Annotated in this window: 11 protein-coding genes; 4 read left to right on the forward strand and 7 right to left on the reverse strand. The window is 62.1% G+C overall.

The features are described from left to right. Positions 1 to 25 precede the first annotated feature (25 nt). Positions 26 to 2,104 (forward strand): glutamine amidotransferase, encoded by a 2,079-nt coding sequence (locus tag IEX53_RS18355; RefSeq protein WP_188825633.1) that lies wholly within the window; start codon positions 26 to 28, stop codon positions 2,102 to 2,104. Between the two features lie 160 nt (positions 2,105 to 2,264). Here the strand turns inward: IEX53_RS18355 and IEX53_RS18360 are convergent, their stop codons facing one another. Further along, a complete protein-coding gene (locus IEX53_RS18360) occupies positions 2,265 to 2,771 on the reverse strand; it encodes a GNAT family N-acetyltransferase (protein WP_188825634.1) in 507 nt (168 codons plus the stop codon). A 519-nt stretch (positions 2,772 to 3,290) separates the two neighbouring features. Between IEX53_RS18360 and IEX53_RS18365 the strand changes: the two genes are divergently transcribed. After that, entirely contained in the window at positions 3,291 to 3,965 is a 675-nt protein-coding gene (locus tag IEX53_RS18365) for an OmpW/AlkL family protein (RefSeq protein ID WP_373288686.1), read from the forward strand. Positions 3,966 to 4,221: 256 nt separating this feature from the next. On the opposite strand, the gene IEX53_RS18370 is transcribed toward IEX53_RS18365, so the two are convergent. Then, positions 4,222 to 4,692: an NUDIX domain-containing protein gene (locus tag IEX53_RS18370; protein WP_188825635.1), complete on the reverse strand. Its 471-nt coding sequence runs from the start codon at positions 4,690 to 4,692 to the stop codon at positions 4,222 to 4,224. Positions 4,693 to 4,742: 50 nt separating this feature from the next. Here IEX53_RS18370 and IEX53_RS18375 point away from each other — a divergent pair, with 50 nt between their 5' ends. Continuing rightward, on the forward strand, positions 4,743 to 5,678 hold the full coding sequence (locus IEX53_RS18375; RefSeq protein WP_188825636.1) for a metallophosphoesterase family protein: 936 nt from the start codon (positions 4,743 to 4,745) through the stop codon (positions 5,676 to 5,678). A gap of 233 nt (positions 5,679 to 5,911) precedes the next feature. Here the strand turns inward: IEX53_RS18375 and IEX53_RS18380 are convergent, their stop codons facing one another. From IEX53_RS18380 to IEX53_RS18400, 5 genes are all read right to left on the reverse strand, one after another. Then, entirely contained in the window at positions 5,912 to 6,676 is a 765-nt protein-coding gene (locus IEX53_RS18380; RefSeq protein ID WP_188825637.1) for an SDR family oxidoreductase, read from the reverse strand. Between the two features lie 436 nt (positions 6,677 to 7,112). Beyond that, positions 7,113 to 7,754 carry a hypothetical protein gene (locus IEX53_RS18385; RefSeq protein ID WP_188825638.1) on the reverse strand — a complete coding sequence of 214 codons (642 nt, stop codon included), beginning with the start codon at positions 7,752 to 7,754 and terminating at the stop codon, positions 7,113 to 7,115. Positions 7,755 to 7,862: 108 nt separating this feature from the next. Beyond that, entirely contained in the window at positions 7,863 to 9,566 is a 1,704-nt protein-coding gene (gene leuA, locus IEX53_RS18390) for a 2-isopropylmalate synthase (protein WP_236016264.1), read from the reverse strand. Between the two features lie 538 nt (positions 9,567 to 10,104). Beyond that, positions 10,105 to 11,013, reverse strand: coding sequence for a cation diffusion facilitator family transporter (locus tag IEX53_RS18395; RefSeq protein WP_188825639.1), 909 nt, complete (start codon positions 11,011 to 11,013; stop codon positions 10,105 to 10,107). A gap of 84 nt (positions 11,014 to 11,097) precedes the next feature. Continuing rightward, a complete protein-coding gene (locus IEX53_RS18400) occupies positions 11,098 to 13,284 on the reverse strand; it encodes an anthranilate synthase (protein ID WP_188825640.1) in 2,187 nt (728 codons plus the stop codon). A gap of 276 nt (positions 13,285 to 13,560) precedes the next feature. On the opposite strand from IEX53_RS18400, the gene IEX53_RS18405 reads away from it, so the two are divergent. Beyond that, positions 13,561 to 13,845, forward strand: a complete 285-nt coding sequence (locus tag IEX53_RS18405; protein WP_188825641.1) for a type II toxin-antitoxin system Phd/YefM family antitoxin — start codon at positions 13,561 to 13,563, stop codon at positions 13,843 to 13,845. Positions 13,846 to 14,098: the final 253 nt, after the last annotated feature.

A 14,098-nucleotide genomic window follows, 5' to 3' on the forward strand; every position in this document is an offset into this window, starting at 1 on the left:
TCATGCGACCAAGGAATTAACACCTATGCATACGTCCCTCGATTTTCAGCCGCTGTTCTCATGGGTCACCCTCGCCGCGATCCTGGCACCACTCACCTTGCTCGTGTTGGCGGGACTCGTGCTGCGCAGTCGCGGCGCGTTCATCCGTTTTCTCGCGCTGGCCGCGCTGGCGCTTGCCCTCGTCAATCCGGTCATCGTCAATGAGGAGCGCGAGCCGCTGAAAAGCGTCGTAACCGTCGTTGTCGACCGCAGTCAGAGCCAGGATTTGGGAAATAGGCAGGCGGATAGCACCCAGACTCTGGCGAATGTTCGGCAACAACTCGGCAATTTCCCGCAATTCGACGTGCGCGTGGTCGATGCCGGGCGTTCCGGCAGCACCTCCACCCGGCTGTTCCAGGCGCTGGGCGGTGCCTTGCGCGACGTGCCCCCCTCCCGCGTCGGCGGCGCGATCCTGATCACCGATGGGCAGGTCCACGACATCCCGCAGAACATCGCCGGCCTCGGCTTCAGCGCGCCGCTGCACGCCCTCATCACCGGCACGCCTGATGAATTCGACCGCCGCATCCGCTTCGTCAACGCACCGCGCTTCGGCATCGCCACCAAGCCGCTGGAACTGACCTATACCGTTACCGACGAAGGAAAATCCGAAGCCGCGACGGGAACCGCGCGCGTCGAAATTCTCGTGAATGGCCAAGTGGTTAGCGAGGAAAACGCCACCATTGGCACTGAGATGAAAGCCGAGATCACCCTGCCCCGCGCCGGCGTCAACATCGTCGAAATCAGGACCGACACCCTCCCCGGCGAAGTCACCGGCGCCAACAACCGCGCCGTGGCGAAGATCGACGGCATCCGCGACAATCTGAAGGTGCTGCTGGTCTCCGGCGAGCCGCACAATGGCGAGCGCACCTGGCGCAATCTGCTGAAATCCGACGCGTCGGTCGATCTCGTCCATTTCACCATTCTGCGCCCCCCGGAAAAGCAGGACGGCACGCCGATCCACGAATTATCGCTCATCGCCTTCCCCACCCGCGAGCTGTTCGTCGAGAAGATCGAGGATTTCGACCTGATCATTCTCGACCGCTACCAGCACCGCGAGGTGATGCCATTGATTTATTACGATTTTATCAGCCAATATGTGGAAAATGGCGGCGCGCTTCTCATCGCCGCCGGCTCGGAATATGCCGGCGACCAGTCGATCGCGCAGACCCCGCTGGTAAGCACGCTTCCGGCGATGCCGACCGGCGAGGTCACCGAGAAGGCGTTTTATCCGCGCCTGACCGATCTGGGCAAACGCCATCCGGTGACACGCGGTCTCGAAGGCGGAGCGCAGGAACCGCCGCATTGGAGCCGCTGGTTCCGCATCGTCGGCATCGACCAGCCGGAGGGGCAGGTGATCATGAGCGGCGCGGACAACAAGCCGCTTCTGGTCTTGAACCGCGTCGGCCAGGGCCGCGTCGGCATGTTCATGTCCGATCAGGGCTGGCTCTGGGCGCGCGGCTTCGAAGGCGGCGGGCCCTATGCCGCGCTCTACCGCCGCATCGCCCACTGGCTGATGCAGGAGCCGGAACTGGAGGAGGAGCAGCTGACCGCCGACGACAATGGCGGCACGCTACAGATCCGCCGCCAGACGCTGGGCGACAATCCCGGCAAGGCGAGCGTCGTCACGCCCTCCGGCAAAACCGCCGAGGTGAACTTGACGCAATCCGCGCCGGGCATCTTCACCGGCACGCTGGAGACGGGCGAAATCGGCCTGTTCCAGATCGCCAATGGCGATTTGAGCACGCTCGCCCATGTCGGCCCCGTAGACGCCCCCGAATTCGCCGATAGCATCTCGACCATGGCGAAGCTGGAGCCGCTGGCGTCGGAGACCGGCGGTAGCGTGCGGCGGCTGCGTCCGGAAGCAGGCCAGACGAGCATCGACGTTCCCGGCATCATCACCGTGCGCGGTTCAGGCGCGGCAAGCGGCGCAAGCTGGATCGGCCTGCGCGAAACCGGCGATACGGCGCTGAAAAGCGTAAACCGCCTGCCACTCTTCTCCGGCTTCCTGGCTCTGGCCGCCATGCTGCTGGTGCTGGGCGGGGTGTGGTATCGCGAGGGGCGGTGATTTTTCTTCCCTCCCCCTTGCGGGGAGTGTGGCCCGAAGGGTCGGGTGGGGGGTGGTGACGCTTGCCGCCAAGGTTTTCGAAGGAAGCGCAAACGTCACCACCCCCATCCGCCCGCTAACGCGCACCTTCCCCGCAGGGGGGAAGGAGGGCGCGAGCCTTTTACGCCCTATCCCTATGCTTCACCATCCCCGCCACCTTCTCCAGCGCGCGCGGATAAAGCTCGCACGCCAGCAGCCGATTGGAATCGACGGGTGCAGGCATCAAAATCTTCCCCGGCTCGACCTTGCGAAAGCCGAACGGCCCGTAATAAGGCTCATCGCCGACGAGCACGACCAGCCTATGCCCAGCCACCCGCGCCGCCTCCATCGTCATGCGCATCAGCGCGCGGCCAATTCCGCGGCTTTTCCATTCCGACCGCACCGCCAAGGGCCCGAGCAACAGCGCCGGCGTCGTGCCGATCACCACATGCGTCATGCGCACCGAGCCGATGACGATACCGCCATGCAGCGCGACGAAGGACAGCGCGCGGTCATGCGGCCCGCCCTCGCGGATGCGATAGGAAGCGCGCACGAAACGCCCCGGCCCGAAGGCCTCGGCATTGATGGCTTCGATTTCAGGATTATGCGCAGATTCTTCCTGCGCGTAGGTTAGTTCAAGGGGCTGCATGGCAACAAATCGCAATTGGAGAAATCGGGCGCAACCCTCAGGCCGCGCAGACAGGTGCAACAGCACTTTTCAGCGCCGGTCCGGTTCATCGTCGGATGAAGAGCATCCCTGTCAAAACATCTCTCCCAAATGCGGGCCATCTCGGCCCATTGGATCGTTCGGCTCCTTAGCATCAAAAGACGCCAGCGTAAATAAAATAAATCTCAAGTGGTTGCCGGACCGTTTCCATCCGGCCCCGCGCCTCCAACCGTCATTCTCGGGCTTGTCCCGAGAATCCACCAAGGCTTAATCCATCAGTACGGGAACGACTTATCTCTTCCTTAGGACAGATTCTCGGGACAAGCCCGAGAATGACGGCTGGAGGGGCGTCCGTTGCAGATTTATCACACCATTCTCCGCCTTTCGCATCACCGCCCCCATCGTTGACCTGCGTCAAACGCCCTCCTCCCCCGCGGGACCATGGTGCCCGCATAAATAATCAACGATCAAGGAGAGAGGATCATGAAAGAGTTGAATGGCATGGCGCGGGGGCTGGCAGCGGCGGCGGCGCTTTTCCTCACGGGGCAGGCCAATGCGGCGGACGCGGTGGTGGCCGCACCGCAAGCCCCACAGGCGGAAGCGCCGGCGGCATTGAGCCCGTGGCAGTTCCGTCTACGGGCGCTGGGGGTCGTCACCAATGACAGCGGCAGCGTCGACCAGATTCCGGGCTCCGACCTCTCCTATTCGGACACGATCGTGCCGGAGCTGGATATCACCTATTACTTCACCGACAATCTGGCGGCTGAACTGATCCTCGGCACCACCAAGGCCAATGTGAACGGCGAAGGCGCGATCGGTGGGCTCGGCAAGATCGGCGAAGTCTGGTTGCTGCCGCCCACGCTGACGATGCAGTACCATTTCACCAATTTCGGCGCATTCAAGCCCTATGTCGGCGCGGGCGTGAACTACACGATCTTCTATAACCAGGACGGCAACGGCGCCCTGCGCGATCTCGACGTGAAAAACACCTTCGGCGCGGCGCTGCAGGTCGGCTTCGACTACATGATCGACCAGCACTGGGGCGTGAACTTCGACGTGAAGAAGCTGTTCCTGAAGCCCGACTTCGACGCAACACTGGCCGACGGCACGGCGATTTCCGGCGAGGCCAAGCTCGATCCATGGCTGATCGGCGCGGGCGTGACGTATCGGTTTTAATGCGCTCATAATAAACCCCGGCGGGACAGTACCCCCCTCTGTCCTGCCGGACATCTCCCCCACAAGGGGGGAGATTGGCTGTCATTCGCCTCGCCTCCAATCGCATACGTCGCAGAAGAAAGCGCCGTCATCAATGAAGGCCAATCTCCCCCCTTGTGGGGGAGATGCCCGGCAGGGCAGAGGGGGGTCTCACACGCGAAAACGCTGAATCACTTTCCCAACAAGTCCGCCCAACCGATTCAAACGACTCGCCTTTTCACCACGTCTCGGACGGCGTCTCCCCTTCAAGTATTTCCTTAAGCCGCCGCCGCGTCGAAGGTGTAACGCCCTCGGGCAGATCGTCCAGCGCAAAGAACCCGGCCTCGGCAATCTCGCGGTCCGCCAGCTTCGGCGCAGTCTGCCGCCACTTCCGGCAAACATACAGCGCCACGTGGTCGCGTCGCGACGCATGGGCGTTCATATAAAGACCGAAAAGCTCCGCCGGGCCGGTCAGTTCGATATTGCCCTCTTCGCTGAGTTCCTTGGCAAGCGCCTGCCCGAAGGTCTCGCCCGTCTCCACCCCGCCGCCCGGAAAATGCCAGCCCGGCACATAGGTGTGGCGGATGAGGAAGACCGTCCCCGCCTTTTCGTCCAGCACCACCGCGCGCACGCCCAGCGTCATCGACCGCCTGAGGAGAAACCAGGTGTGGAAAAGCCTGCGCCGCAGCCTCGTTGCAATATCCGCCATACCGGGCCTTTCCTTGCTTTTATCTGATATCAAAGGCTACACCGTAAGGCATGTTCAAGCTGGCCCACATATCCGACATCCATCTTTCGCCCCTGCCCGGCGTTACCTACCGGGAATTGATGTCCAAGCGTATCACCGGCTATGTCAACTGGATCCGCCACCGGCGGGGCACGATGACGGGCGATGCGCTCGGCAACCTCACGCTCGCCATGCACGCCGAGAAGCCCGACCATATTGCCGTCACGGGCGATCTCGTCAATCTCGCGCTTGATCTGGAAATCGAGGCGGCGCGGTTGTGGCTGGAGACGCTGGGCGATCCCGCCAATGTCTCGCTCGTCCCCGGAAATCACGACGCCTATGTGCCGGGCGCGCTCGACAAGGCCTGCCGCGCCTGGGAGCCATGGATGCGCGGCGACGGCGTCGATAATCAAGGTGACCGGGTCGAATTTCCCTATATGCGCGCGCGCGAGGGCGTGGCGCTGATCGGCGTCTCCTCCGCCCGCGCCACCGCGCCCTTTCTGGCGAGCGGCGATTTCAGCCGCCGCCAGGCCGTGCGGCTGGCGGAGATGCTGGACGAAGCGGGCAAACGCGGCCTCTTCCGCGTCGTCATGATTCATCACCCGCCCGTGCGCGGGGCGGCGCGAGCCCATAAAAGATTGTTCGGCATAGGCCGCTTCCAGAAAGTGATCCGCCAGCACGGCGCGGAATTGATCCTGCACGGCCACACCCATCGGGCGACCCGTTACGAGATCGACGGTCCCTCAGGGCCGGTGCCCGTCATCTGCGTGCCCTCCGCCTCGCAAGGCTTCGGCGCCAGCCGCCCCGCCGCGCGGTTCAATCTGTTCAATATCGGGAAAAAGAATGGCGCGTGGATCTGCCACTGGACCGAACGCGGGATCGTGGATGCGAGCGGGAAAATTGTGACGATTGGGGAGCATGAGTTGAGGGTAGGCGCACCGCTGCATCTGTCGGCGGATCGCGGTTAATCCAATAAACGGAAATCTCGGCGGGACAGCGCCCCCCTCTGGGCTGCCGCCCATCTCCCCCGCAAGGGGGGAGATTAGCCTTCATGGGCGCGCGAAGCTAATCACATACGTTGAAGAATAGAGAACCGTCATTGATGCCAGCCAATCTCCCCCCTTTGCGGGAGAGATGTCCGGCAGGACAGAGGGGGGCGCTGTCCCGCCAACGGTCCCAGATGTTCTATACATACAGTCCGCTAAACCAGCCGCACCGACATCCCCCCATCGGCCAGCATCGGGCTTCCCGTCACGAAGCTCGCCCGGTCCGACAACAGGAACAGCGCCGCCTGTGCGATTTCCCTCGCCTCCGCCATGCGCTTCATCGGATGCAGATTGCCGACGAACTCCAGGAACTCTGGTTTGGCATCCCCGGCGACACGCGTGATCGTTCCGCCCGGCAGCAGCGCGTTGATACGAACGCCATCCGGCCCGTGATCTGACGCAAGCGACTGTGTGAAGCCGATGAGTCCCGCCTTCGATGCCGCATAGGCGCTCATGCCCGGCAGCCCGCCATTGCCGAACCCGACAAAGCTGGAGGTGAAGACGATCGAGCCTCTGCCCTGCTTCTTCATGACCGGTATCTGTGCCTTGGCGGCGAGAAATGCGCTCGTCAGGTTGATCGCAATGACATCGCTCCAATTGGCAAGCGTCATCTCGCCCACCGGCTGCATTTCCCCGACAATGCCCGCATTGTTGAACGCCCCGTCCAGCCCGCCGAACGTCGTTACCGCCATATCCACGAGGGCAGCGGCATAGCCCTCCTCGCGCACGTCGCCTGCAAGCAACACCGCCCTGCCCTCGCCGCCGCCTCTGTTGATCTCATCCGCAAGCGCTTCCAGCTCCGCCGCCCGGCGCGCGCCGAGAACCACATTGGCCCCCTCCGCCGCAAACAACACCGCTGCCGCCGCGCCAATCCCACTGCTCGCACCGGTGATGATGATCGATTTGTTTTTTAGTTCCATGATGTGATCTCCTGTCGGTTTGCAACAGGAGGTCTACGGGCGGGCGACGAGCCCAGCTATCCGGTTCTTGCTTTGATACTCACGGTTTGATGGAAACTTGTCCTATAGAGCGATCATGTTTTGATGGGATCGCCTGAATTCCGATTTGGTACCCCTGTCCTCATGGAGAGGTAGAGGAATGGATCCCAGTGACAAGCACTGGGATGACGGGGGTCGGGCTGTTTTTTTCCGCTACCGTATATGCTTCTGCCAAGCGGAGAGGTTGAATATTTGACTGCCAACAGCCAAGCAACCCGTCATCCCAGTGCTTGTCACTGGGATCCATTCCTCTACGGTGGCATGGCCGCATCCCACATGGTGAGGTGTGACCTGAGCCTGTCGAAGGGGAACCTCGATACCCAAGAGGACCCTTGGCGCTGATCCAGCAAAGTGGAAATTAAACCACCAGACCAATCCGGTCCTTCAGCACCACCATCAGCAGCCCGCAGGCGACGAGCGCGCCGATGAGGAACCAGACAAACCCCGTCACAAAACCCGTCCACCGGCTGCGTTTGCGCGGTTCGGCTAGCGCCGCCGCCTGCACGGAAACCGGCGCGGGGTTTTCTTCTGCAGCCGCGCCGTCTGCGACCGGACGGCCCGCCCGCAGATCCACGCGCTCGCCTTCCATGAGCCGCTCCCGCTCGACGATGCGCTCGGCGATATAGGCGGTGACGGAATCGGAGATGGGCTTGATTTCGGTCGACTCGGCCATGACGACGCGGCCCACCCGCGTGTCGCGGACGAAGCGGTAGGTGCGCCGGTCGCGGCCCATCATCACATGCGCGGTCGCGTCGATCCACAGGCGCGGTTGCAGGCCGGTGGAAAGCGCGAAGTCCCATTGCCAGTCGTCGGCGGGCACTTCATCGAACACCGGCTGGAGGTCCTGCGCCAGCAGTTCCAGCCGGATGCGGTCCGCTTCCTTCATGTCCACCACGACATCGCCACGGTCGGCAGCGGCGATTTTCACCGTGCGGATCGCATCCGACAGTCGGCGCACGGCGGCGCCGGGTGAACTGGCCTTATCGCTCGTCTCGCTCATGGGGGCTTCCCAGGTTGCTCCAGTTAATGGAACATTAACCCATGGAAGGGAGCAAGGGAATAAGTGAGTAGAGAGTAAGCAATCTCCCTGCTTTATTCCCCTATTCCCTTACTCCCCTAATATCCTGTTCGCCGCAGCGACGATTGCCTCCAGCGAGGCCGTCACGATATTATCGTTGATGCCGACGCCGAAGATCTTCCCGCCCGGATGCGCGATTTCCATGTAGCAGATGGCCGAAGCGTCGGATCCCTGCCCCAGCGAATGCTCGGAATAATCGACGACCGAGAGCTTGATCCCGAGATAATGCGACAGCGCGTCGACGAAGCCGTCGATGGGACCCGTGCCGTGGCCTTCGATCCGCTTGGTCACCCCACCGTCGAAAATCTCGGCGGCCATGATCCGGCGGCCCTTGCGCTCGGGGTCTGGATAGGTGTGGTGATCGACGAATTTCAGCCGTGCATCGGGCTGCGTCACATAGATTTTCTGGAATTCGTCATGAATGCGCTTCGAGGGCAGCTCCTTGCCTTCCTCGTCGGTGATCTTCTGGATCACGTCGCGGAATTCCACCTGCAAATTGCGCGGCAGGTTGAGGCCGTAATCGGCCTGCAGAATATAGGCGATGCCGCCCTTGCCCGACTGCGAGTTGATGCGGATGATCGCCTCGTAGGAACGCCCCACATCCTGCGGGTCGATGGGGAGATAAGGCACTTCCCACAAGGGCTTGTTGGCCTGCCGGATCGCCTTCATGCCCTTGTTGATGGCGTCCTGATGGGAGCCGGAGAAGGCCGTATAGACCAGTTCGCCCACATAGGGATGCCGCTCGGGGATGCGCAGCTGGTTCGAATATTCGTAGACGTCCTTCATCCTGACAATGTCGGAGCAGTCCAGTTCCGGATCGACGCCCTGCGTGAACATGTTGAGCGCCAGGGTCACCACATCGACATTGCCGGTGCGCTCGCCATTGCCGAACAGCGTGCCCTCCACCCGGTCCGCGCCCGCCATCAGGCCGAGTTCGGTGGCGGCGATGCCGGTGCCACGGTCGTTATGCGGATGCAAGGAGACGATGAGGTTCTCGCGATTGTCGAGATTGCGGCACATCCACTCGATCTGGTCGGCATAGATGTTCGGCGTCGCCATCTCTACCGTCGAAGGCAGATTGATGATCAGCTTGTTCTCAGGCGTCGGCTTGATGATCTCGGTGACGGCGTTGCAGATTTCCAGCGCCACTTCCAGCTCGGTGCCCGTAAAACTCTCCGGCGAATATTCGAAGCGGTAGCCGCCCCCCGCCTTCGCCGCCATGTCGGTGATCATCTTGGCGGCATCGGTGGCGATCTGCTTGATGCCGGCCACATCCTTGCCGAACACGACGCGGCGCTGCAACTCGCTGGTGGAGTTATAGAAATGGATGATCGGGCGATGCGCCCCTTCCAGCGCCTCGAAGGTGCGGGTGATCAACTCCGGCCGGCACTGCACCAGCACCTGCAGCGATACGGCGAGGGGTACGCCGCCCTCCTCCACGCACCAGCGGGCGAAATCGAAATCCGTTTGCGAGGCGGAGGGAAAGCCGATCTCGATCTCGCGAAAGCCCATGTCGAGGAGCAACTGGAACATGCGCGCCTTGCGGTCATGCCCCATCGGATCGATCAGCGCCTGGTTACCGTCGCGCAAATCCACGGAGCACCAGACCGGCGCCTTCTCGATGCGCTTGCCGGGCCATGTGCGGCCGGACAGGTCCACCGCCGGATAGGGCTGATATTTGTTCGCCGCGACGGGCATTCCCTTGAAGCTGGAAGAAGCTTTGGTCTCATTCATGGCTGTTCTCGTTTCTGCAGGCCGCGCAGCATACCGGCGGCTTATGACCGGATGGCGACGGCATTAATCTCTACGAATATCGATTGAGGGCAAGGAGCAGGGGCCTGGCGGGACCATTCGACCGCCGGACGCTCCTTAACGAGCCCGACGGTCGCCGATAAGGCCGAGAAGAAGCGAGCGTAGGAGAGCGCGCGCATTCGCATCCGTGGAAACGGAGCGGGCAGAGGCAGCAATGGCAGCGCGCGTGTTCATGGCAACAATCGATAATCGAGACTAGAGAAAGACGCAAGAAAATTAGTGCATGCGGATAGAGATGTTGGCGGGACAGCGCCCCCCTCTGCCCTGCCGGGCATCTCCCCCGCAAGGGGGGAGATTGGCTGGTATCAATGAGGACACTTTACAACGAACCTTGGCGATTGACGCCGAGCATCTATGCCGAGCATCTATAAAGGCGCAATCTCCCCACATGCGGGGGAGATGTCCGGCAGGACAGAGGGGGGCGCTGTCCCGCCGACGTTTCCATTTAATTCACCCTCTATCAAGCAAACGGCACTGCCGCCGTGCCGCGCGGCAGTTTCGCCTCTTCCTCGGGCTCGACATGGATGACCACGCGGGCGCTGGGGATCAATTCCATCAGCGCGTTCTCGACGCGGTCGCAGATGACATGCGCGTCGCCGACGCTCATCTCCGCCGCCACCACCATGTGGAACTCGATGAAGGTGGCCCGACCGGCGATGCGGGTTTTGAGATCGTGCACCTCGATTGCCCCGCCCGCATTGGCTGAGATGACATCGCGGATGCGGATCGTCTCGTCGAGATCGACGCCGACATCCATCAGCCCCTGCACCGAGGAATTGATGACATGCCAGCCCTGCCAGAGAATGTTGAGCGCGACGATCACGGCGAGCAGCGGGTCGAGCACGTCCCAGCCGGTGTATACCGCCGCGACAAGGCCGATGACGACACCCACCGAGGTCACCACATCGGTCATGATGTGCTTGCCGTCGGCAAGAAGCGCCGGAGATTTCTCGCTCGTGCCCGCGCGGATAAGCACGAGCGCCCACACCAGATTGACAGCGCCGGCCACGCCGTTGATGGCAAGGCCGAGCCAGGGGTCCGCGAGATTGCGCGGCGCCTGGAGCGCGCCCCACGCCTGATGGAAGATCAAAAGCGCAGCAACGACGATGAGCACCCCTTCCAGCACAGCCGAAAAATATTCGGCCTTGTGATGGCCGAACGGATGGTTCTGGTCGGCGGGCATGTGGCTGACGCGGATCGCCCACCACGCCGCCACCGCTGCAATCACATTGACGATGGATTCGAGCGCATCCGAATAAAGGGCCACCGAACCGGTGACGGCGAAGGCGGCATATTTCAGCGCCAGCACGCCCAGCGCGACCGGGATCGACCAGACGGAGAGAAGCTGAATCTTTGACTTCGCGTCCATATTGGGTCCCCCGAGTGAGATAGTGAACGGTGAGGTAGTGAGTAGTGGGCTTTCACTATCTCACTACTCACTATTCCCTACTCACTACGCCGCTCGCTCTTTCGCCCGCCGCGGCAGATGCGCCACGACATTCTCGATCATCCGCATTCCGGCGTCGTGGCCCAGCGTCATAATCGATTCGGGATGGAACTGCACCGCCGCGATCGGCTCCTTTTTGTGCTCGAACGCCATGATGACGCCATCCTCCGTCTCCGCCGTGACGATGAACTCATCTGGGAGCCGCACCGGATCGGCAAAGATCGAGTGGTAGCGCCCGACCGTCACTTCCTTCGGCAGACCGGAGAAGATGCGGCCCTGCTTCAGCACACGGATACGCGAGGGCTTGCCATGCATCGGCTCGTGCAATTGCCGCAGCGTCCCGCCATAGGCTTCGGCAAGCGCCTGCAGCCCGAGGCACACGCCAAAGATCGGCAGTTCACGCGCCCGCGCCTTGGCGATCGTCGCCTTACAGTCGAAATCCTTCGGCATGCCCGGCCCCGGCGACAGCACCACCAGATCGGGCTTCAGACGGTCGAAAAGCTCTTCCGCCACCGGCGAGCGCACCGTCGAGACATTCGCTCCGGTCTGGCGGAAATAATTCGCCAGCGTGTGGACGAAGGAATCTTCATGATCGACAAGCAGGATCGACAGCCCTTCGCCGACGCGGGCCGCCGCGCGCGCCTCACCTCCGGCGTTGGGCTTGTGCGCATCACGAATGGCCGAGAGCATGGCAGATGCCTTGAGCTCCGTTTCCGCCTCTTCCTCTTCCGGCACGGAATCATAGAGGAGCGTCGCCCCGGCGCGCACTTCCGCGATGCCATCCTTGATGCGGATTGTGCGCAGCGTCAGGCCAGTGTTCATATTGCCGTTGAAATGCACCATGCCGATGGCCCCGCCATACCAGGCGCGCGGGCTCTTCTCATTTTCCTCGATGAAGCGCATGGCCCAGAGCTTGGGTGCGCCCGTCACCGTCACCGCCCAGGCGTGGCTGAGGAAACCGTCGAACGCGTCCATGCCCTCGCGCAACCGGCCTTCGATATGATCAACGGTGTGAATGAGGCGCGAATACATCTCGATCTGCCGCCGCCCGATGACGCGCACCGAACCCGGCTCGCACACCCGGCTCTTGTCGTTGCGGTCCACATCCGAGCACATGGTGAGCTCGGATTCATCCTTCTTGGAGTTGAGCAGCTTCAATATCTGCTCCGAATCCGAAATCGCGTCATCGCCGCGCTTGATCGTGCCTGATATCGGGCAGGTCTCGATCCGCCGCCCGCTGACCCGCACGAACATTTCCGGCGAAGCGCCGACAAGATATTCTCCATCGCCCAGATTGATGAAGAAGGAATAGGGTGATGGGTTGATCGACTTCAATCGCCGGGAGATTTCCGAAGGCTTCGTTTCGCAACGTTCATAGAAAGTCTGCCCCGGCACCACTTCGAAGAGATCGCCGCGCTTGAAGCTCTCCTTTGCCTTTTCCACCAGCCGCGCGAACTCGCCGGGCTGATGATCGCCGCGCGGCGGGATACGGTCGGACGGCTTGAACGGCTCGGCCACCGTCTCGCGCGGCAGGCCCTCAGTCGAAGCGCCCTGATAGGAGAACTCATAGCGGTCGAACCACGCCTTGGCGGAATAATGGTCCGCCACCAGGATCGCGTCCGGCAGATAAAGTACGAGATCGCGCTGGCTGTCCGCCCGCTTCAGTTTGAAGGTGATGGGGTCGAACTGAAAGGCAAGATCATAGCCGAACGCGCCGTAAAGCCCGAGGCTGCCGTCCTCTTCGGAAAAGAACAGCCCGACAATGGCGCGCAGCGCCGTGAACACCGAAGGCGCGCGCGAGCGCTCCTCCTCGGTGAAATGCCGCTGCGGCTCTGCGATGGTAAGCTCGATCAGCCCCTCTTCCGCCCTGGCCACCGTCACATCGGCAAGGCCCTTCATCACATCGAGAATCGAGCGCAGCATAACCTCGCCACGCTTGTTGAGCGCCTCGATCTTCATCTCCCGCCCGTTCGAGGTGATGGCCAGCGGCGGGTCGATGATCGCCGTATCCCAGCGCGTATAGCGGCCCGGATATTCATAATTGGAGGAGAACACCGCCCCGCGCCGCCCGTCGAGCGCGTCGATGCTCGCCTCGATCGCCCCGGCATAGGGCGTCGGCACCCGCGTTCGCCTGATGGCGACGCCGCCGGCGGTTACATAGTCATGCACTTCATTTTCGGCAGTCATCGCCATCGTCCTCTAGCTCCTGACATTTAGCTTGCGGACGGCTAAACAAAAAGGCCGCCCGGAAATTCCGTTGCGGCCCTGTGATCCTTTGCGCGCATGCAAAAGCCTAGCGTGGCCGCTTTCAGCGGACCCACCACCAGCCATTGATGATCATGCGCGTGTTGTACATGGATGGAATTGTTAGCGCCCAGTTGCGTCACTTGCAACTGGAAAGTTTGTGCTCTTACCCGGGAAGGCACCATATGATAGGCTGTTGGAAAGGCTCGACAGCGGAGAAAAGCAATGCGCATATCCGTAGCAGAAGCAAAAGATCATCTTCCCGAACTCATTCAGCGCGCCGAGGCTGGAGATGAGGTGATACTTACCGGTAATGGCCAAGCGGCCGTGCGGCTGGTGCCCGAATCCACCGCCGCGGAGGCGGTGCCGAAACTCGAAGTATCGCCGGAAGAGTTCAAGCGGCGTATGGCCATCCTTAATAGGATTCAAGCGGAGGCGAAACCTACTCCGGGACCGAGCGCGGCGCGCAGCCAGGACTTTCTCTATAACGAAGACGGTTTGCCCGGATGATTGCGGTCTTGTTTAAGCGACGGTTCTAGGCGCCCCCCTCTGTCCTGCCGGACATCTCCCCCGCAAGGGGGGAGATTGCGCCTTCATAGACGCGCGGCACCAATCGCCAACGTTGCAGGGTGAGAGCGGAAGCGTGTGTCGGCCAATCTCCCCCCTTGCGGGGGAGATGCCCGGCAGGGCAGAGGGGGGCGCTGTCCCGCCAGCGCTTGCAGTCTTGCCTTGAAGCAAACGAAAAGTCCGGATCGTGGAAGCG

The organism is Paramesorhizobium endophyticum, assembly GCF_014640615.1.
In the GTDB taxonomy this organism is placed as follows: domain Bacteria; phylum Pseudomonadota; class Alphaproteobacteria; order Rhizobiales; family Rhizobiaceae; genus Paramesorhizobium; species Paramesorhizobium endophyticum.